Here is a 21,859-nt window from a genome sequence, read left to right on the forward strand (position 1 = left end):
CGCCAGACCATTAAGTCGGGGGCGCCAGTCCATGGAGTCGGGGGCGCCAGTCCATGGAGTCGGGTGCGCGAGGGCGATGAATCAGTCACACCCCGTGTGACCGGGCCGTGCCGATCGCGCCAATCGTCCTCTCGGTTCAGCCGTCACGGGTGTTCTCCGCCGCCTCTGCCGTCCCTTCGCGCGGACCCGGGTGAGCCTGCCGAAATTCCATTGGTTTCCGCATCATCGGCAATACCGCAGGAGTTTCCCGTAGATATGGAACAGGGAAGTCCGGTCGTCGGCCAAGTGGCGCGTTCGCGACGGTTATTCGACATCATTGAGTCAAATGACGCTGGTGGTTGATTTTCAGATATGGCAGAGTCTTCAAGCAAGTGGCCGGGCAAGTCGAAAGGTGAGATCCGGCTGAACGCCCGGCCGCTCCAGGATCAGCCGTCAGGCGCGGGGGAGAAGTCGGCTCATGAACTTGGTGGACCGTGAGGAAGAGTTCTCGATCATGGACGGCATGCTCAACGCCTCTATGGCGGGGCATGGCGGAGTGCTATTGGTAAGCGGCGCGGTGGCCAGTGGGAAAACCGCGCTGCTGCGGGCTTTCGGTGAACGCGCAACCGCTGCCGGGGCGTTGTTTTTGCAGGCCACAGCGTCGGAGGCGGAGAGTGACCTGCCTCTTGGCGTGATGGGGCAGTTGCTGCTCGGCGCGGATCTGCCGGGGGCCGACGCCAAGCGTGCGGCTCGCCTTGTGGACCTGATGGCGGTGGCCACGCAGATTCGGCGGGCCGAGGGGGTGGTGCCCGCGGTCGTGATGAATGAGGTTCCCAAGCTCTGCGGGATTGTCCTTGAACAGTCCAGGGAAAGGCCGGTGGTGCTCAGCATCGACGACGTGCACCATGCCGACGGCCACTCTCTTGAATGCGTCCTGTACCTGGCCCGCAGGCTCGACGCCAGCCGCATTCTGGTGGTCCTGGGAGAGAACAGCGGATTTCTGGCCGGAAATACGCGATTACACGTCGACTTGCTGCGTCTGCCGGGCTGCCGCAATATCAGGCTCGGACCACTGGAGCGGCAGGGAGTGGCCGAAATGATCTCCGAATTCGGGGGCGACGGGTGGGGGACGCGCCAGCTCGTCTCGGACCTTCACCGGACGGGCGGCGGGAACCCGCTCCTGACCCGGGCGTTGATCGAGGACCACCGTGCGGCGGGAGGCGGCGAGTGCGGCTCCGCGGCTCTGGTGCCGGGCGAAGCCTTCGCACAGGCCGTCGCCACGGGCCTGTACCGCAGTGACGTGTCGACGCGGCGTACGGCGTGGGCCCTCGCGGTGGTCGGCCAGGACGTGCCGCTCGCCGAACTGGTGGAAGTCCTGGGAACCAGCCGGGAGTCGGTCCACCGCAGCCTGCGCGCCCTGAACGACGCGGGACTGCTCGACTCCGGCTGGTTCCGCCACGAAGCGGGCAGGGCCGCGGTCCTGCGGAGCATGGAGCCCGCACATCGCGCCCGCCTCGAGGCCCGCGTCGCCCAAGTGCTGCACGAGCACGGCGAGGCGGCGACCGTGGTGGTGCAGCATCTGATCGCGGCCGAGCCCATCGACGCCGCGTGGGCGCTCGGCACGCTCTTCGAGGCCGCCGAGCGCGCGCTCGCGGACGACGAGGTCGAACTGGCCCTCACCTGCCTGCGCGCCGCCCGCGACACCTGCACCGACGCCCGGCAGTCCGTGGCCATCAGGGAGGCGCTGATCCGGGCCGGCTGGCGGCTCAACCCGGCCACCGCGGCCCGGCACCTGCCCGAGCTCACCGCGGACGCGCTCGACGGCGGACTCGGCCACCGGCAGGCCGGTGAACTCGTCGGCCACCTGCTGTGGTTCGGGCAGGCCGAGCCGGCCCTGGAGGTACTCGACGCCGTCGAGCGGGGCGGCACCGGCACCGAGGCCTGCGGACAACCCGGTGCGGAAACCTCGCGCCGGCTCGACTGCGTCCGGTCCTGGATGGCGTACGAATATCCCGGTCTCCCGGGCTCCGCGCGTGCCCGCGCCCGCCACGGTGAAGCCGAGCGGTGCGTGCGAACGCCCGCGCGCAGTCCCCATCAGCGCGCGGCCACCCTGATGAAGGCCGTACTGGACGGGGCGGGCGATGACGTGGTGGTCAGGGCGGAGCAGATCCTGCAGAGCACCCGCCTCGACGACGGCACGCTGACCGCGCTCGTCGTGGCCCTGAACTCCCTTGTCCTGGCCGACCGCCTGGACACCGCGGCCTTCTGGTGCGAGACCCTCCGCAAGGAAGCCGCCGACCGCCACGCACCCATGTGGCAGGCCCTGCTCGCCGCGACCGAGGCGCGCATCGAACTCAGGCTCGGCGGGCTCGCCGCGGCGGAGGAGTCGGCGCACCTGGCGATCACGCTCGTCCCGCACGAGGGCTGGGGTGTGGCCGTCGCATCGCCGGTCGCCACCTCGGTCTTCACCAAGACCGCCATGGGCCGCCTGGAGGAGGCCGCTGCCCAACTGAGCGTCCCCGTACCGGAGACGGCGTTCCACACCCCCGACGGGCTGCTCTACCTCCGGGCGCGCGGTCACTACTACCTTGCCGCCGGGCGCCCCTATGCCGCGCTCGACGACTTCCACACCTGCGGCGACCTCATGACCCGCTGGGAGTTCGACCTGCCCGCGCTGGTTCCGTGGCGGACGGACGCGGCCGAGGCCCATCTGCGGCTCGGCGAGGCCGCCCGGGCCAGGGCGCTCGCGCAGGAGCAACTGGCCATGGCCGACGGGGGAGGCGCCGGGCACGCCTGGACGCGTGGCGTCTCGCTGCGGGTCCTGGCGAGCGCGCTCCACCCCGGACGCAGGCCCGTGCTCCTGGGCGAAGCGATCGAGGTCCTGCGGGAGCGCGGTCACCGCCTGGAACTGGCCCGCGCGACGGACGAGCTGGCCCGCGCCCACCGCGAGCTGGGCAACGGCGGTCAGGCACGGGCTCTGGCCCGCAAGGCGCAGCAGCTGGGACGGGAGTGCGGGGTTCCCGTCCCCAGGGCGTTGCCGGTCGCCGACACCGGCGCCGCCATTGCTGCCGAGCAGCCGTGGCCGTCCGGAGCCCGCCGCAAGGCCGACGACCTCAGCGGCGCGGAGCTGCGCGTGGCGACGCTCGCGGCCCGCGGCCACACCAACCGGCAGATCGCCGACAAGCTGTTCATCACGATCAGCACCGTCGAGCAGCACCTCACGCGCGCCTACCGCAAGCTCGCCGTCCAGCGCCGGGCTGACCTGGCGGCGAAACTCAGCCCCGTTCCCGTGCCCGTCGCGGGCCCCGGCAGGCGGGAGGGGCACCGCGAAGGGCACCGTGAGGGGCGGAAGGACGGCGATGCCCGCGACCGTCTGCGCGTGGTCTAGACGGTGCGGGAGGTGCAGGTCGCCGCGCGGGTTGGTGACCACGGCCTGCATCTCCTCTCCCGTACCGAGTGGGCTCGTTCCGCATGCGTCTGTGTTGCTCCGCGATGCGTTTTCCGTTTCTACGCGGCGGCCGGTCACACTGCGGTCCGCGAATCTGTGACCGGAGGATCCGCCACCGCGGCGGTACGCTTTCGACAGCAGCAGGTCGGACACGAGAGCGCGTTGACGGGGGGCCGTCGCCGGAGCTGTGACCGGTGTGTGACGTGGGATCGGGCAACGTGGTGCCGCATGATCAGCCACTGCCGCTGCCTTCCCCGTGAACCCTCCCCTCCGTTCGTGACGTGCCGTGCGAGGAGGGGGCGATGAGGGTATTGGTGGTCGAGGATCACGCCGAACTCGCGCATTCGGTGGCGCGGGTGCTGCGCCGCGAGGGGATGGCGGTCGACGTCGTCTATGACGGCTCGGACGCGCTGGAACGCACGACCGTCGTCGACTACGACGTGGTCGTGCTCGACCGCGACCTCCCTGGCGTCCACGGGGACCAGGTCTGCATCGCACTGGCCGCCCAGCCGATGCACGCCCGGGTGCTCATGCTCACCGCGTCCGGCACCATCGCCCACCGGGTGGAGGGGTTCAGCCTCGGCGCGGACGACTACCTCCCCAAGCCCTTCGCGTACGCCGAACTCGTCGCCCGCATCCGCGCGCTCGCCCGGCGCTCGCAGCCGGCGCTGCCGCCGATCCTCGTCCAGGGCGACCTGCGGCTCGACCCCGCGCAGCGCATCGCCTCCCGTGCCGGGGTACGGCTCGCGCTGACGCCCAAGGAATTCGCCGTACTCGAATACCTGCTCGCCGCCCAGGGCCGGGTGGTGTCGGCGGAGGAACTCCTGGAGCGGGTGTGGGACGAGGCGGCCGATCCGTTCACCACGACGGTCAAGGCGACCATCAACCGGCTGCGCCCCAAGCTCGGCGACCCGCCCGTGATCGAGACCGTTCCTCGGGGCGGCTACCGGATTTGAGATGCCCATGCGCCTGCCCACGCTCATCGCCCTGGCCCCGGGACTCGCCCGCCGACTGCTGCCGCGGCGCGTCCGCGTCCGCCTGACACTCCTGTACGGAGTGCTGTTCGTCGCCTCGGGCGTGGTCCTGCTCGCCATCACCAATCTGCTCGTCGCCCGCACACCGGCGAACCTCGTCCTCGTCAAGAACCGGGGCGGCGAACCCGTGCTGGAACCGGGCGCCGACGGGCGCCTGTACCTCGGCTATCCCGACGCCAACTCCTCCGTCCAGCTCAACGACATCACCCAGCAGCTGCGCGACCAGGCGATCCGCCAGCACGAGATCGAGATGGACCACTTGCAGGTCCAGTCGGGCATCGCGCTCGCGATCATGGCCGTGATCGCGATCGGGCTCGGGTGGCTGGTCGCCGGGCGCGTCCTGCGCCCGCTGCGCACGATGACGGGCACCATCCAGCGCATCTCGGCCCGCAACATGCACGAGCGTCTCGCCGTGGTCGGCCCGGCCGACGAGCTGAAGGACCTGGCCGACACCGTCGACGGACTCCTGGGCCGCCTGGAGACGGCCCTCGACTCCCACAAACGCTTCGTCGCCAACGCCGCGCACGAGCTGCGGACGCCGCTCACCCTGGAGCACGCGCTCCTGGAGGAGTCCCTCATCGACCGCGACGCCACCCGCGAGTCGTTCCGGTCGAACTTCGAACGGCTCCTGGAGATCAGCAAGCAGCAGGCCCGCCTCCTGGAGTCGCTGCTCACCCTGTCCAGCAGCGAGCGCGGCCTCGACCACCGCGAGCCACTCGACCTCGCGGTCATCGCCGAGGAGGTCGTGGACGCCTCGCGCGCGGAGACCGGGCGGCGCGGTCTGCGCGTCGAGACCACGACCGGGACCGCCGAAGCGTCGGGTGACTCGGCGCTCGTCCAACGCCTGGTGGCCAACCTCGTCGAGAACGCGACCGGCTACAACACCCCCGGCGGGCACGTGGAGGTCACCACCCGCACCGACGCCGGGCGGGCCGTCGTCGCCGTGGCCAACTCCGGCCCAGAGGTGCCGCCGGAGCAGGTGGAGCAGCTCTTCGAACCCTTCCAGCGGCTCGGCCGCACCGCGGGCGACGGACATCACGGGCTCGGCCTCTCCATCGTCCGCGCCATCGCCACCGCCCACGACGCCGTGATCAGGGCCCAGGCGCGTCCCGGAGGAGGGCTCGTGGTGGAGGTCTCCTTCCCGCCCCGGACGGATCGGTCCCAACCCGCCCTGGAAATTGAGCAGTTGGACGATGCGCCGGACATGCTTTGAGAGGCGGACCCTGAACTCCTACCGTTGGTGCGGCGCTTGATGGATCCCCCCGTCCGAAGGTGCCGCCGGACATGGCGAAGCCGTCCCCAGCAACGGGAGGAACCCCAATGGTCGTCGTGATGGCCCCCGAGGCCACACAGCAAGACGTGGACGCGGTCGTGGAACTGGTGAGGGCGGCGGGCGGTGACGCGTTCGTCAGCCGCGGAGTGACCCGCACCATCGTCGGTCTGGTGGGGGACGTGGAGGCGTTCGACGCCCTCAATCTGTCCAACCGCCGAGGCGTCCTGGACGTCGTACGGATCTCGGTGCCGTACAAACTGGTCAGCCGCGAGCATCACCCCGACCGGTCGGTGATCAGGGTGGGAGGCGTGCCCATCGGCCCCGACACCCTGACCGTGATCGCGGGACCGTGCGCGGTGGAGAGCCCCGAACAGACCCTGGCCGCCGCGCACATGGCCCAGGCCGCGGGGGCCGCGCTGCTGCGCGGCGGGGCGTTCAAACCGCGCACCTCCCCGTACGCCTACCAGGGGCTCGGCGAGACCGGGCTGCGGATACTCGCCGACGTCAGGGACGAGACGGGGCTCCCGGTGGTCACCGAGGTCATCGACCCGGCCAGCGTCGAACTGGTCGCCCCCTACGCGGACATGCTGCAGATCGGCACCCGCAACATGCACAACTTCGCACTCCTCCAGGCGGTCGGCGCCGCCGGACGGCCCGTGCTGCTCAAGCGCGGCTTCGGCGCCACGATCGAGGAGTGGCTGATGGCCGCGGAGTACATCGCGCAGCGGGGCAACCTCGACATCGTGCTCTGCGAGCGCGGCATCCGTACCTTCGAGACCGCCACCCGCAACACCCTGGACATCAGCGCCGTGCCGGTCGTCCAGCGCCTCTCCCACCTGCCGGTGATCGTGGATCCCTCGCACTCGGGCGGCCGCCGCGACCTCGTCGTCCCCCTCACTCGCGCCGCCATCGCGGTAGGGGCCGACGGCGTCATGATCGACGTACATCCCGACCCCAGCACGGCGCTGTGCGACGGCGATCAGGCCGTGACACGCGCGGAGATCGGTGAGCTCGCGAACATCGCCGCGGTCCTGTCACCGCTGATGGGCCGCACCCTCACGCGGCCGGCGGAGCGAGCCGGGGTCGGTGGCGGCACCCGATAGGGGTGAATAGGGGTTTGAGGCGCTAGATCAATTCTGCTAGTGAGGGGTACCAGGCAGATAAGCGCGTTGTTAGGGTGAGCGTGGTTCGGCCAGCGGGATTCCGCTCCATTTCAGGAACGGATCGGAATCCCGACGGAGGGGAAGTGGCGCCGAGTGCGGGTGTAGTTCTGCGAATCGACGAGAGATGTGCGGCTCGGGCTCATCACCGCAGTGGCGGTGATGTATTTCCGCGCACCTCGTTCTTCGCCCGGACACCGGGCGAACCATTCTTCTGAGCGCGCCTCAGCTTTCACTTCATGGTCGATCTCTCCCGGGTACCGCGCCGATCCTGACCAGCGGGTGGTCAATCGCGCACGGGAGACATCAGATCACTAGGGGGATTTCAGTTGGCAATACCTGGGCATGCGCAGATCGACCAACTCATGGTCGTCGAAGTGGAGATCGGTTCACTGTCGACGGCCGACTCGCCGCGAATCTCCGGAATAGACCAGGAACACGTGGAGGCGCTCGCGGTGGTGCAGAGTCCGCTGCCGCCGATCACCGTGCACCGCTCGACCATGCGCGTCATCGACGGACTGCACCGCTTGCGGGCCGCCGAACTGCGGGGACAACGCAAGATCGCGGTGAAGTTCTTCGATGGGGACACGGCCGACGCCTTCGTCCTCGCCGTCGAGTCCAACGTCACGCACGGTCTGCCGCTGACCACGGCGGACAGGAAACGCGCCGCCGGGCGCATCATCGCCTCGCACCCGCAGTGGTCCGACCGGATGATCGCCTCCGTCAGCGGCATCGCCCCGGGAACCGTCGCGGAGATCCGCAGACGGGCCCCGGCCGAGCAGGCCGGCGAAGCGAGCAGGATCGGCCACGACGGCCGGGTGCGCCCGGTCGACGGGACCGAGGGACGCAGGGTGGCGAGCGAACTCATCGCCGAGAACCCGCAGCTGTCCCTACGCCAGATCGCGCGCGTCGCTTCGATATCGCCGGAGACGGTCCGCGACGTACGCAACCGGATGATGCGCGGTGAGGACCCGCTGCCGCAGCGCGGGAAACGGGGCGGCGGCGAGGGCATGGCGAGCGTCCCGAGGAACGGCGGCGGACCCACCGCGGTGCCCGACCGTGACGCGGGCCAGGATCGTGCCACCGTCCTCAAGCGCCTGAACGCGGACCCGGCGCTGCGCTTCAGCGAGACCGGCCGCACCCTGCTGCGGCTGCTCAACATCCATACGATCAGCGCGGAGGAATGGGACGAGATCATCGACAAGGCCCCGCCGCACTGCGGCCGGATCGTGGCCTACCTGGCCAACGAGTGCGCCGAGATGTGGGCGGAGGTCGCGGTGCGCGTCCAGCGCAAGGTCGCCGAGACGGCGTAGGACGCCCCGGGCGTCCGACCGGGGGTTCAACCGGGCGTCCAACTGAGCGGATCGCCCGGTTGGACGCCGACTCCATGAAGTACGAACGTTTCGCTGACCATGGGCATTTCCTGGTGGGCGCCGCTCTGCCCGATCGCCGGTATTCCCGTGCCCAATTAAGGGCTTGGATGGCGGGAAAGCAGAAAGGTATCGTCCTGCCGGTGAGCAAATTGCACGACATATCAGCGAGTCCCATTCCGTAATGCCGAGGCAGGAGGATTCCGTCGCGTGTTGATCACCCAAGGACCTGGTGGACCTACCGTCGGAGGGCCGCAATCCGGGGCCCAGAAGCAATCGCTCCGGCCGGGATCAGTGCGCCGGGCGATGTCCTACATGAAGCCGCACAAGCTCGCGTTCGTCTTTCTGCTGATGACCACCGTGGTGGATTCCCTCATCATCGTGTCGACGCCCCTGCTGCTCAAGACGATCATCGATGACGGAATTCTCAAGGACGACTCGGGTGTCATCGTGACCGTCGCGCTCGTCGTGGCGGGACTCGCCATCGTCGACGCGGTGGCACAGCTCGTGCAGAGCTATTTCTCCGGGCGCATCGGACAGGGCGTGAGCCACGATCTGCGGGTCGAGGCCTTCAAGCACGTGCAGCGGCAGCCGATGGCGTTCTTCACCCGGACCCAGACGGGGCTGCTCGCGAGCCGCCTCAACGGCGACGTCATGCTCGCCCAGCAGGCGCTCACCACCATGCTGGTCTCCGCGACCAGCGTCCTGACCGTGCTCCTGGTCCTCACCGAGATGTTCTATCTGTCCTGGCTCATCAGCCTGGTCTCCATCGCCATGCTGCCCCTGTTCATCGTCCCCGGCATCTATGTGGGGCGGCGCCTGACGCACTACTCCAGGGCGCAGATGCAGGCCAACGGCGAACTGGGCGGCATCATCAACGAGCGCTTCAACGTGGGCGGTGCGATGCTCGCCAAGCTCTTCGGGCGCCCGCGCGAGGAGGCGGCGGCGTTCGAGGCCCGAGCGGGCGAAGTGCGCCAGGTCGGCATCATCTGGACGGTCTACAGCAGGCTCTCCTTCATCTTCATGGCGCTGCTCGCGTCACTGGCGACCGCCCTCGTCTACGGCGTCGGCGGCCGTCTGGTGCTCGACGACGTGTTCCGCATCGGCACGCTGGTGGCCCTGGCCGCGCTGCTCGGCCGGCTCTACGGGCCCATCACACAGCTGTCCGCCCTGCAGTCCAACGCGCTGACCGCGATGGTCAGCTTCGACCGGATCTTCGAGGTCCTCGACCTCAAGCCCCTCATCGAGGAGAAGCCGGACCCCGTCGCCCTCACCGCCCCCGGCAACGGCCCCGCGCCGGAGATCGAGTTCGACCAGGTGTCCTTCCGGTACCCGCGCGCCAGTGACGTGTCCCTGGCCTCGCTGGAGTCCAACGCGCTGTCGGCGGTCGAACGGGCCAAGGAGACGGCGGAAGTGCTCCACGGGATGACCTTCCGGGTGCCCGCGGGCAAACTCACGGCCCTCGTCGGCCCGTCGGGCGGCGGCAAGACCACCACCACCCATCTGGTGTCCCGCCTCTACGACCCGACGTCGGGAAGCGTCCGCATCGACGGCCACGACCTCCGCGACGTCAGCCTCGACTCGCTGCGCGACGTCGTCGGCGTGGTCAGCCAGGACGCGCACTTCTACCACGACACGATCCGCGTGAACCTCTCCTACGCACGCCCCGACGCCACGCAGCGCGATCTGCTCCGAGCCTGCGACGCGGCCCAGATCGGGGACCTGATCCGCTCACTGCCCAGCGGCCTCGACACCGTGGTCGGCGACCGCGGCTACCGGCTCTCCGGCGGCGAGAAGCAACGCCTCGCCCTCGCCAGGCTGCTCCTGAAGGCGCCCTCGGTCGTCGTGCTCGACGAGGCCACCGCGCACCTGGACTCCGAGTCCGAGGCGGCCATTCAACAGGCGCTGACCACCGCGTTACGGGACCGGACATCCCTGGTCATCGCCCACCGGCTCTCCACCATCCGCGAGGCGGACCAGATCCTCGTCATCGACGAGGGCGAGGTCCGCGAGAGCGGCACGCACGACGAACTCCTCGCGGCAGGAGGGCTCTACGCCGAGCTGTACCACACGCAGTTCAACCGCCCCAGCACCAACGGAGCGGGCCCGGACGCCCACAAGGAGCGCGTGCTGCAAGGCCCGGTCCTCGGCGGCGGCCCCGTCCTGGGCGGCAGCGGACCCGTGCTCGGCGGCAGCGGCCCCCCGCCGGCGGTCGGCGGCGAGCACATCCTGCGCCTCGGTGCCGATCCGGACGAGCGCTGAGCGCCCGGCCTGACCTGAAGGGGGAAGTGGTGGAGTCGTCGCTGGTGGCGGAGCTGATCGCCGCACGGGTGGAGTCGTCGCCCGGCGCGGTGGCGGTCGAGGGTGAACGGACACTGTCGTACGGGGAGTTGTGGGCACAGTCCGGTCAGTGGGCGGCGTATCTCGCCGCGCTGGGTGTCGGCCGCGGCGACCGGGTCGCGGTGGTGATGGAGCGGTCCCCCGACCTGGTGGCGCTGCTTCTGGGCGTGTGGCGGGCGGGCGCCGCCTACGTCCCCGTCGACCCGGGTTCCCCGGCGGCACGCATCGCCCTCGTCATCGGGGACGCGGCTCCCGCGGTGGCGCTGTGCACGGAGGAGAACCGGGACGTGCTCCCGGAGAGCATCGCCGTGCGGGTGGTGGACGACCCGCGGGTGCGGGCGGCGCTGGCTGCCTGCGACGGCCGGGACGTCCGCACGCCGTTGGACGGGCGGGACGTGGCGTACGTGATGTACACCTCGGGTTCGACCGGGGCACCGAAGGGCGTCGCGGTGCCGCACGGAAGCGTGGCGGCACTGGTGGGCGAGGACGGCTGGGCGGTCGGCCCGGACGACGCGGTCCTCATGCACGCCCCACACGCCTTCGACGTCACGCTGTTCGAGGTGTGGGTGCCGCTCGCCGCCGGTGGCCGCGTGGTGATCGCCGAGCCGGGCGCGGTGGACGGCCGGAAGGTGCGCGAGCACGTGAAGAGCGGCGTGAGCGCCGTGCACGTGACCGCGGGTTCGTTCCGCGTCATGGCCGAGGAGTCCCCGGAGTGCTTCACCGGACTGCGCGAGGTGCTCACCGGCGGGGACGTGGTGCCGCCGGGCTCGGTGGCCCGCGTGCGCGAGGCCTGCCCTGACGTGGCGGTCCGCCACCTGTACGGGCCGACCGAGACGACCCTGTGCGCGACCTGGCATGTGCTGAGGCCGGGCGACGAGGCGGATTCCGTACTCCCGATCGGTCGCCCGTTGCCCCGCCGGCAGACCTTCGTCCTGGACGCGGATCTCCGGCCGGTGCCCGTCGGCACGGTCGGGGAGCTGTACGTGGCGGGATCGAGCCTGGCGCAGGGCTACTTGAACCGGCCGGGACCGACCGCGGAGCGCTTCGTGGCCTGCCCGTACGCAACGGGCTCGTACGCACCGGGGCAGCGGATGTACCGCACCGGCGACCTGGTGCGCGAGACCGATGCCGGTGAGCTGCTCTTCATCGGCCGCGCTGACACCCAGGTCAAAGTGCGGGGATTCCGCGTGGAGTTGGGCGAGGTGGAGGCGGCCATCGCCGCTCACCCCGCCGTGGCCCAAGCGGTCGTCGTCGCCCGCGAGGACCGGCAGGGCGAGCGCCGCCTGGTCGGCTACGTCGTCCCCGAGGACCCGGAAGGCCTCGACCCCCGCCACGTACGCGACAGCCTCGCCACGACCCTGCCCGAGTACATGGTCCCCGCCGCCGTACTCACCCTGGACAGCCTCCCCGTGACCCGCAACGGCAAGGTCGACCGCGACGCCCTGCCCGCACCCGACTTCGCGGCCAAGGTCACCGGGCGCGCGCCGCGCACCGAAGCCGAGGCGCTCCTGTGCGACCTGATGGCGGAACTGCTCGGCCTGGAGCGCGTCGGCGCGGAGGACAGCTTCTTCGAGCTGGGCGGCGACTCGATCATGTCGATGCAACTGACCGCACGGGCCCGCCGCGCCCACCTGCTCTTCAGGGCGGAGGACGTCTTCGAGCACGCGACACCGGCGTCCCTCGCCGCGATCGCACGACGCGGAGAGCGGACGGAGGCAACCGTCCGTGAACGTTCCGCCGGTTCGCTCATGGGTGAGCTCCGGGAAGGCGAGACCGACCGGCTGCGGGCCGCGGTGCCCGGCCTGGTGGACGTATGGCCGCTGTCGCCGTTGCAGGAGGGGATTCTCTTCCACGCGACCTTCGCCGACGGCGGGCAGGACGGCGGGCGGGACGTGTACGCGAGCCAGCGGACGCTGGCCCTGGACGGCCCCCTCGACGTGGACCGGCTGCGCGCGTCGTGGCAGACACTGCTCGCCCGGCACGCGGTGCTGCGCGCGAGCTTCCACCAGCGCGACTCGGGCCAGACGATGCAAGTCGTCGCGGCCACGGCCGAGTTGCCCTGGCGCCAGGCCGATCTGTCGGAGCTGCCGGAGGACGACGTGCCCGCCGAGGTGGCACGCCTCGCCCGGGCCGAGCGGGCCGAGAACTTCGACCTCCGGGCGGCGCCGTTGCTGCGGCTGCTCCTGATACGTCTGGGCGCCGGCCGGCACCGCCAGATCGTCACCGTCCACCATTCGCTCGTGGACGGCTGGTCCACCGACGTCGTCTTCGCGGAGCTCTCCGAGGTGTACGCGGCGGGTGGCGACGGCCGGGCGCTGCCCACCACGACGTCGTACCGGGAGTACCTGGCCTGGCTCGACCGGCAGGACAAGGAAGCGGCCCGCGAGGCCTGGCGTACGGCGTTCGCCGGGGCGGACCAGCCGACGCTGGTGGTGCCCGAAGAAGCCGCCGGGGAACAGGTCGTGCCGGAACCGGTGCCGTTCCAGCTCACCGAGGAACTCACCAGCGGTGTCGCGGAGTTGGCCCGCTCCCAGGGCGTCACCGTCAACACGGTCGTGCAGGGCGCGTGGGCCCAGATCCTCGCCCGGCTCGTGGGGCGCACGGACGTGGTCTTCGGCACCCCGGTGGCGGGCAGGCCCGCGGAGTTGCCTGGGGTCGAGTCGGCGGTCGGCCTGTTCATCAACACCGTGCCCGTACGCGTGAGCCTCGCGGCGGACCAGTCGGTCGCCGGGATGCTCGCGGACCTGCGGAAGCGGCAGATCGGGCTGATGGCCGGGCAGCACCTGGGCCTCCGTGAGATCCGTCAACTGGTGGGGGCCGGCGCGGTGTTCGACACGCTCGTGGTGTTCGAGAACCTTCCACGGACACCGGACGGGAACGGCGCCGGCACTGGCGCCGAACTGGCCATCCGTACTGTCGGGGAGCCCGAGGACAGGGGCCACTACCCGATGGCGCTCATCGTGGTCCCTGACACCCGGCTGCGGGGGCTCCTCGTGCACCGCCCGGATGTGGTGGGACGCGACCGCGCCGAGGCCGTGATCTCCTCGCTGAAGCGCGTCCTTGAGCAGATGGTGGCTGACCCGTCGGCGCCGGTGGGGCGGCTCGACGTCCTCCCCGAAGCCCTCCTCGAACCCGAGCCCGAATTCGAACCCCAACCCCAGCCCCAACCCCACCCCAAGCTCCCGCCCGCCCCGACAGCACCGGAACTCTTCGCCGCGCAGGCGGCGGCCACCCCCGCCGCGGTAGCGGTGGTGGACGGCGAGCGTTCGCTGACGTACCGCGAGCTGGCCGACCGAGCCACGGGCCTGGCCCGGTACTTGACGGACAGGGGAGTACGGCCGGAGACGCGGGTGGCCGTTCTGGCGGACCGCTCGGCGGAACTGGTGACCGCGCTCCTCGCGGTGTCGACCGCGGGCGGTGTCTACGTCCCCGTGGACCCGGGGCTTCCCGCCGCACGGCTGCGCACGCTGCTCGACGACGTGGCCCCGCCGGTCCTGGTCTGCGTGCAGGAGACCCGCGACGCGGTGCCGACCGAGTACGGCGGCCAACTCGTTGTCCTGGACGATCCGTTGACATCCCGGAGCGCGGCGAGTCACACGGACGGCCGGATGAGGGACGGAGAGCGGCCCACACCACTGACCGCGTCCAACGCGGCGTACGTCATCTACACATCCGGATCGACCGGCACCCCCAAGGGCGCGGTAGTCCCCCACGGAGGCCTGCGCAACCTCGTCGCCGACCGCATCGAGCGCTACCGGATCGGCGCGGACAGCGCGGTGCTCCAACTCGTATCGCCGAGCTTCGACGTCTCCATGTCGGACATCTGGCCGGTCCTGTGCGCGGGCGGCCGACTGGTCCTCGCACCGCCCGCGCGGCGTCGAGCGAGCGGCGAGGAACTGGTCGACCTGATGAGCAAGGAGCGGGTGACGCACGTCGCGATGACTCCGACGCTCCTGGCGCAGCTGCCGCCGGCGGAACTGCCCGCGCTGCGCGTCCTGGTCATCGGCGGCGAACCCGTCTCCGATGAACTGCGCGGCCAGTGGTCGGCGAACCGCGAGATCTACAGCGAGTACGGGGTCACCGAGGCGACGGTCGCCTCGACCGTCAGCCGTGCTCTCGGCGCACATGAGGAGCCTTCGATCGGCCGCCCGGTCGCCAACACCTCCGCCCACGTCCTCGACGGGTTCCTGCGGCCGGTGCCCGCGGGCACGGTGGGCGAGCTGTATGTGGCGGGCGCGGGCCTGGCGCGCGGCTACCTGCGGCGGACGGAGCTGACGGCGCGGCGCTTCGTGGCAAGTCCGTTCGCGCACGGCGAGCGCATGTACCGGACAGGGGACCTGGTGCGCAGGACCGGCACCGGCGACCTCGTCTACGCCGGGAGGGCCGACGCACAGGTGAAGGTGCGCGGGTTCCGGGTGGAACTGGGCGAGATCGAGGCGGCCCTCGCCGGACATCCCGCCGTCGACCGGGCCGTGGTGATCCTCAAGCAGGACGGGCGCGGGGAACGCCGCCTTGTCGGCTATGTGGTGGGCACCGACACCCGCGACGGCACCGGAGCCGGCACGCGGACGGTGGACGGGCCATCAGTACGCGAGTACGCCGCAAAGGCGCTGCCGGACTACATGGTGCCCGCGGCCGTGCTCGCCCTCGACACCCTGCCGGTCACCCCGAACGGCAAGGTCGACGTCCCCGCGCTGCCCGCCCCCGACTTCGCGGACCACGTGTCCGGCCGGGCGCCGCACAGCGAGGCGGAGAAGATCCTCTGCGCCCTGTTCGCGGAGGTGCTCGGCCTGGAGCGGATCGGCGCCGACGACAACTTCTTCCGGCTCGGCGGGGATTCGATCAGCTCGATGCAGCTCGTGAGCCGTGCACGCCGGGCGGGCGTCTTCTTCAGCGCCCAGGACGTGTTCGAGCACGGGTCACCGGAAGGCCTCGCCCGGGTGGTCAGGCTCGGCGCCGGACGGGTGTCGGGGCCGGACGTGGGCGAGGGCGAGGTGGCCTGGACGCCGGTGATGCGGGCCCTGGGCGAGCGGGCGCTCGGCGGCGGCTTCACCCAGTGGGTGGTGATGGGGACTCCCGCGGGTCTCGGCGGCGAAGCCCTCGCGGCGGGGATGGGCGCCGTACTCGACACGCACGACATGCTGCGGGCCCGTGCCATGCCGGGCGGCGACGATGGGCCACGCCTGGGTGACGGGCCACGCCTGGTGGTGGGCGAGCGCGGGTCCGTTGACGCGGCTCGCCTGATCACCCGCATCGACGCGACGGAGGTCGCGCCGGACGACCTGGACGAGCTCGCGGGGCGCGCCGCGCGGGAGGCGGTCCTGCGGCTCGACCCCTTCGCCGGTGTGATGGTCCAGGCCGTGTGGCTGGACGCGGGCCCGCAGCGTGTCGGCCGACTGGCCCTGGTGGTCCACCACTTGGCGGTCGACGGCGTCTCGTGGCGGATCCTGGCCCCGGACCTGCGCGCCGCGTGCGAGGCGGCGACCGCAGGGCGGAAGCCGGAGCTCGACCCGGTGGGAACGTCCTTCAGGCGCTGGTCCAGGCTCCTCGTCGAGGAAGCGACCGGCAGCAACCGTGTCGCGGAGCTCGACGAGTGGACCGCCCTCCTCGGCGACCGGGCGGAACCACCGCTCGGCGACCGGGTACTCGACCCGGCACGGGACACGGCGGCAGGCATGCGCCACCGGACCTGGACGGTGCCGCCCCGGCAGACGGCCACGCTCGCGGGACCGACACCGGCGCTCTTCCACTGCGGCGTGCACGAAGTGCTCCTCGCCACGCTGGCCGGAGCGGTCGTCCAAGGGCATCGGGGCAGTGATGACGGCACGGTCCTGATCGACGTCGAGGGACATGGGCGCAAGCCGGTGGGCGAAGCGGATCTGCTTCGCACTGTCGGATGGTTCACCAGCGTGCACCCCATCCGCCTGGACCTGTCCGGCATCGATCTGCCCGGCATCAACCTGTCCGGCATCGACACGATCAGCGCGGCGGACGGCGGTCCCGCCGTTGGCTCGCTCCTGAAGGCGGTCAAGGAGCAGGCGCGGGCGGTGCCCGGCGACGGCCTCGGATACGGCTTGCTGCGCCACCTGAACCCGGAGACGGGCCCGGTGCTCGCCGCACTGCCGCACCCGCAGATCGGCTTCAACTACATGGGCCGCTTCCCCGCGGCCGACGGGACGGACGCCGTCGGGCCCTGGCAGATGGCGGGCGAAGAGGCGATCGGAAGCTCCACCGACGACGCCATGCCCGCCACCCACACCCTGGAGGCGGGTGCGACCATCCGCGACACCGCCGAAGGGCCCGAGCTCACCCTCTCGCTGAGCTGGCACGGCGCGCTCCTCGACGACGCGGTGGCGGAACGCGTCGGCCACCACTGGCTCGCCCTGCTCGCGGGCCTTGCCGCACACACCACGGACCCCACGGCGGGCGGCCACACCCCGTCCGACTTCCCCCTCGTCGAGCTCGCCCAGGACGAGGTCGAGCAGTTCGAAGCGATGGCAGCAGAGCTCGAAGGAGGGCGTTCGCTGTGAAGACTCCCACTCCCGCCACGGGGAACGCGCCCGCGCCCGCCGCCCACCAGCCGGCGCCCCGGGCCAAGGGCTCCGCGCTCGCTGAGGTCTGGCCGCTGTCTCCCCTCCAGGAAGGGCTCCTGTTCCACGCCGACTTCAACGGCCAGGGGCCCGACATCTACACCGTGCAGAACATCCTGGCGGTCGAAGGACCCCTGGACGCGGACCGCTTCCGTGCCTCCTGGGAGGCGCTGCTGACCCGGCACGCGGCGCTGCGGGCGAGTTTCCAGCGGCGCAAGACGGGCGAGGCCGTGCAGCTCATCACCCGCGAGGTCGTCCTGCCGTGGAGTGAGGCCGACGTCTCCGAGCTCTCAGAGGCCGCGGCGAAGGCCGAGGCGCAACGCCTGGCCGAACGCGAACGCGCGCACCGGATCGATCCGGCGTCCGCGCCACTGATGCGCCTGCTCCTCATCCGCGTCGGCGAGCGCAGGCACCGCCTGGTGATGACGAGCCACCACATCCTGATGGACGGTTGGTCGGCCCCGATCCTGCTCGACGAACTCGCCGAAATCTACGCGGCGGGCGGCGACGCCTCGGGCCTCGCGCCCGCCACGTCCTACCGGGAGTACCTGGCCTGGCTCTCCCGCCAGGACAAGGAAGCTGCGCGAGCCGCCTGGAAGGCGGAGCTTGCCGGAACCGACGAACCGACGCATGTCGTGGGCCCCACGAACCCGGCACGCGCGGCTCGCGTCGAGGGCAGCGAGGGCGGTGGGGGCGGTGAGGGAAATGGGGCTTCCACACCTCCGCAGAAACGCTCCGCCCACCTCACCGAGGAGACGACCGAGGCGCTCGCCGCCCTGGCCCGCACGCACGGCCTGACGATGAACACCCTCGTGCAGGGCGCGTGGGCGCTGGTGCTCGCGCGCCTCGCCGGGCGTGCGGACGTGGTGTTCGGCGCGACGGTGGCGGGACGTCCCCCGGAGCTGCCGGGCGCCGATTCGATGATCGGCCTCTTCATCAACACGCTGCCGGTACGGGTCAGGCTCGACGGTTCGCAGCCGCTGCTCGACATGTTGCATGAGCTACAGGATCGCCAGTCCGCGCTCATGGCCCACCAGCACCTGGGCCTCCCGGAGATTCAGCAACTCGCCGGTCCGGGCGCGGGGTTCGACACACTTCTCGTGTACGAGAACTACCCCCGACCGCCCGAAGAAGCCCCCACACCGGACGCGCTCTCCCTCACCACGGTGGAGTCGCGCCAGGCAACCCACTACCCGCTGTCGATCGGCATCGCCCCCGGCGAGCGCCTCCGGGTGGACGTGACGTACCAACCCGAGCTGGTCGACCAGGCGTTGGGCGACGCGCTGGGTGGGCTGTTGATACGGGTGCTGCAACGCATGGTGGCGGAACCGCAGGCGGCGGTGGGACACATCGGTGTCGCGAACCCGCTGCCCGTGCGTGGGACGTCGGCCCCTTCCGTGGGTGAGTCGGTGCCGCAGCTGATCGCGAGTCGAGTGGCGGAGTCGCCGGGTGCGGTGGCCGTCCAAGGCGAACAGGACCTGTCGTACGGGGAGTTGTGGGGCCACGCGGGGCGCTGGGCTGCGCGCCTGGCCTCCCTGGGGGTTCAGCGGGGTGAGCGAGTCGCGGTCGTGATGGAACGGTCGCCGGACCTGGTGGCCGTGCTCCTGGGCGTATGGCGGGCGGGCGCCGCCTACGTGCCGGTGGACGTGAGCTCGCCGAGGGAGCGGGTGGCCTTCGTGCTGGCGGATGCGGCTCCTGCCGTGGTGGTGTGCACGTCGGAGAGTCGCAGTGTGCTGCCGGAGGATGCTGCCCCGCGTGTGCTGGTGGCGGATGACCCGCAGCTCGCAGAAGCCCTGGCCACAGCCGAGTTCACCGCGCCGGTGACCACGCCGGTGACCACGCCGGTGACCGCGCCAGTGACCGCGCAGGACGTGGCGTACGTGATGTACACGTCGGGCTCGACCGGCACACCCAAGGGCGTGGCGGTGCCGCACGGGAGCGTCACATCACTGGTGGGGGAGCAGAGTTGGGGCGTGGGACCGGCGGACGCGGTCCTGATGCATGCCCCGCACGCCTTCGACGTGTCGCTCTACGAGATATGGGTCCCCCTGTCCGCCGGTGCCCGCGTGGTGATGGCCGAGCCCGGTGTGGTGGACGCCCAGCAGCTGCGCGAGCACGTGAAGCGTGGCGTCACGGCGGTGCATCTGACCGCGGGTTCGTTCCGGGTGCTCGCGGAGGAGTCCCCGGAGAGCTTCGCGGGACTGCGAGAGGTGCTGACCGGAGGGGACGTCGTCCCGGCCGCGTCGGTGACGAGGGTCCGGGAGTCGTGCCCCGAGGTCACGGTCCGGCACATGTACGGCCCTACGGAGACGACCCTGTGCGCCACCTGGCATGTGCTGAAGCCGGGCGACGCGATGGATTCCGTACTCCCGATCGGAAGCCCGCTGCCCCACCGCCGGACACTGGTCCTGGACGCGTTCCTCCAGCCACTGCCGCCGGGCGTGACCGGTGAACTGTACGTGGCCGGCGCCGGGTTGGCGCGGAGCTACTGGGGCGGTCCCGGTGCGACCGCCGACCGCTTCGTGGCCTGCCCGTACGCGCCCGGCGAGCGGATGTACCGTACCGGCGACCTGGTGCGCGCGACCGAAACCGGCGAGCTCCTGTTCGTGGGCCGTGCGGACAAGCAGGTCAAAGTACGCGGGTTCCGCGTGGAGTTGGGGGAAGTGGAGGCGGCCCTGGCCGCTCACCCCGCCGTGGCGCAGGCCGTCGTCGTCGCCCGTGAGGACGGCCCCGGCGAGCGTCGGCTGATCGGCTATGTCGTCCCGGACGACCGGACGCTGGATGCCCGGCTCGTCCGCGAGTACGTCGCCCGTGCGCTGCCCGACTACATGGTGCCCGCCGTCGTGCTCGTCCTGGACGCCCTGCCGGTGACCCGCAACGGCAAGGTCGACCGCGCGGCTCTGCCCGCCCCCGACTTCGCCGAGCGCGTCTCGGGCCGCGAGCCGCGGAGCGAGGCCGAGGAGACGTTGTGCGGTCTGTTCGCCGAGGTGCTCGGTCTTGAGCGGGTCGGCGCGGAGGACAGCTTCTTCGAGCTGGGCGGCGACTCGATCATGTCGATGCAGCTGGCCGCGCGGGCCCGCCGCGCGGACCTGCTCTTCAAGGCCCAGGACGTCTTCGAGCACGAAACACCTGCCGGACTCGCGGCCGCCTGCCGGACCGCGGGCGAGGTGTCGGCGCCGCCGGACGTGGGCGTGGGAGATGTGCCCTGGACGCCCGTGATGCGGGAACTCGGCGAGTCGGCCGTCCGTCCGAAGTTCGCCCAGTGGGCGACTGTCGGCGCTCCGTCCGGCCTCGAACGGCACGTCCTGGTGGCCGCGTTGGGCGCGGTCGTGGACACCCATGACGTACTGCGATCCCAGGTGGTTGCCGACGACGCGGGGCCGAGGTTCCTGGTCCGCGAGCGGGGCTCGCTGGACGCCGGTGAGCTGATCACCCGCGTGAACGCGACCTACGCGGTGGCCGGCACCCTCGACGACATCGCGGACGAGGCGGCACAGGAGGCCGCGGAGCGCCTCGATCCGGCGGCGGGCGTGATGCTTCAGGTGGCGTGGGTGGACGCGGGGCCGGGACGGGTCGGCCGACTGGCCTTCGTGGTGCACCACTTGGCGGTCGACGGGGTCTCCTGGCGGATTCTGGTGCCGGACCTGAAGGCCGCGTGCGAAGCGGTGGCGGCGGGGCGGGAGCCTCGGCTCGACCCGGTGGGCACATCCTTCAGGCACTGGTCGCGGCTGCTGGTCGAGCAGGCCGTGGAGGAGACGCGGATCGCCGAACTCCCGGAGTGGTCCGCTCTGTTGGGGTCGGCGGAACCCCCGCTCGGGGAGCGGGGGCTTGAGCTGGACCCGGACCGTGACACCGCGGCGACCGTGCGCCGCCGCACGTGGACCGTGCCGTCCCACCAAGCCGAAACGCTGACGAGCAGGACGCCGACGGTCTTCCACTGCGGTGTGCACGAGGTGCTGTTGGCGGCTCTGGCGGGGGCGGTGGCCCACTGGCGGCGGGAGGCGGCGCCCGGGGTGCTGGTGGACGTGGAGGGGCACGGGCGGGTGTCGGCCGAGGGTGTGGATCTGTCGCGCACGGTGGGTTGGTTCACGAGCGTGCATCCGGTCAGGCTGGATGTGGGCGTCGTCGATGTGAGTCAGGTGGTGGCTGGTGGTCCTGCGGCCGGGGCGTTGCTGAAGGCGGTCAAGGAGCAGGTGAGGGCGGTTCCGGGTGACGGGCTCGGCTTCGGACTCCTGCGCCACCTCAACCCCGCGACCGCGCCGGTCCTGGCGGCTTTACCGCGCCCGCAGATCGGCTTCAACTACCTGGGCCGCTTCACCGCCGACGCCTCCGGCACCTCGATCGGCGGCTCGCTCGACCCCGCCATGCCCGCCACCCACGCGATCGAGGCGGGCGCGGTCGTCGTCGACACGGCCACGGGACCCAGGCTGACGCTCACGCTGAGCTGGGCCGCCGCGCTCCTCGACGAAACGGCGACGGAACGCCTCGGCCTGCTCTGGCTCGACCTGCTCGGCGGTCTGGCCGCCCACACGGCCGATCCCACCGCGGGCGGACACACGTCCTCCGACTTCCCCCTCCTCGACCTCGCGCAGGACGAGGTCGACGAGCTCGAAGCCGGCTTCGCCGACGGCATCTCGTAACCCTGAATCCGCTCGAAGCAAGCAA

The 21,859-nt window shown here is 71.3% G+C and carries 6 protein-coding genes and 2 pseudogenes; all 8 read left to right on the forward strand.

What is annotated here, in order from left to right:
- Positions 1 to 457: 457 nt before the first annotated feature.
- Positions 458 to 3,367: a helix-turn-helix transcriptional regulator gene (locus tag ACWGI2_RS24290; RefSeq protein ID WP_453697561.1), complete on the forward strand. Its 2,910-nt coding sequence runs from the start codon at positions 458 to 460 to the stop codon at positions 3,365 to 3,367.
- Positions 3,368 to 3,729: 362 nt separating this feature from the next.
- Positions 3,730 to 4,383 carry a response regulator transcription factor gene (locus ACWGI2_RS24295; RefSeq protein WP_453396401.1) on the forward strand — a complete coding sequence of 218 codons (654 nt, stop codon included), beginning with the start codon at positions 3,730 to 3,732 and terminating at the stop codon, positions 4,381 to 4,383.
- 1 nt (position 4,384) lies between these two features.
- Positions 4,385 to 5,674, forward strand: a complete 1,290-nt coding sequence (locus ACWGI2_RS24300; RefSeq protein ID WP_453697562.1) for a sensor histidine kinase — start codon at positions 4,385 to 4,387, stop codon at positions 5,672 to 5,674.
- Between the two features lie 107 nt (positions 5,675 to 5,781).
- Positions 5,782 to 6,837, forward strand: a complete 1,056-nt coding sequence (gene aroF / locus ACWGI2_RS24305) for a 3-deoxy-7-phosphoheptulonate synthase (protein ID WP_453697563.1) — start codon at positions 5,782 to 5,784, stop codon at positions 6,835 to 6,837.
- Between the two features lie 386 nt (positions 6,838 to 7,223).
- Positions 7,224 to 8,207, forward strand: a complete 984-nt coding sequence (locus ACWGI2_RS24310; protein ID WP_453396404.1) for a streptomycin biosynthesis protein — start codon at positions 7,224 to 7,226, stop codon at positions 8,205 to 8,207.
- A 372-nt stretch (positions 8,208 to 8,579) separates the two neighbouring features.
- A complete protein-coding gene (locus ACWGI2_RS24315; protein ID WP_453697564.1) occupies positions 8,580 to 10,526 on the forward strand; it encodes an ABC transporter ATP-binding protein in 1,947 nt (648 codons plus the stop codon).
- 68 nt (positions 10,527 to 10,594) lie between these two features.
- Positions 10,595 to 12,280: pseudogene (locus tag ACWGI2_RS24320) on the forward strand (non-ribosomal peptide synthetase); the annotation flags it as partial.
- A gap of 72 nt (positions 12,281 to 12,352) precedes the next feature.
- Positions 12,353 to 21,831: pseudogene (locus ACWGI2_RS24325) on the forward strand (amino acid adenylation domain-containing protein); the annotation flags it as partial.
- Positions 21,832 to 21,859 lie beyond the last annotated feature (28 nt).

The sequence above is a fragment of the Streptomyces sp. NPDC054866 genome (assembly GCF_053610745.1).

Bases quoted from the DNA above. Each gene is read 5' to 3' on its own strand.
- ACWGI2_RS24290 (WP_453697561.1), top strand. From the start codon at position 458: ATGAACTTGGTGGACCGTGAGGAAGAGTTCTCGATCATGGACGGCATG.
- ACWGI2_RS24295 (WP_453396401.1), top strand. From the start codon at position 3,730: ATGAGGGTATTGGTGGTCGAGGATCACGCCGAACTCGCGCATTCGGTG.
- ACWGI2_RS24300 (WP_453697562.1), top strand. From the start codon at position 4,385: ATGCCCATGCGCCTGCCCACGCTCATCGCCCTGGCCCCGGGACTCGCC.
- aroF (WP_453697563.1), top strand. From the start codon at position 5,782: ATGGTCGTCGTGATGGCCCCCGAGGCCACACAGCAAGACGTGGACGCG.
- ACWGI2_RS24315 (WP_453697564.1), top strand. From the start codon at position 8,580: ATGAAGCCGCACAAGCTCGCGTTCGTCTTTCTGCTGATGACCACCGTG.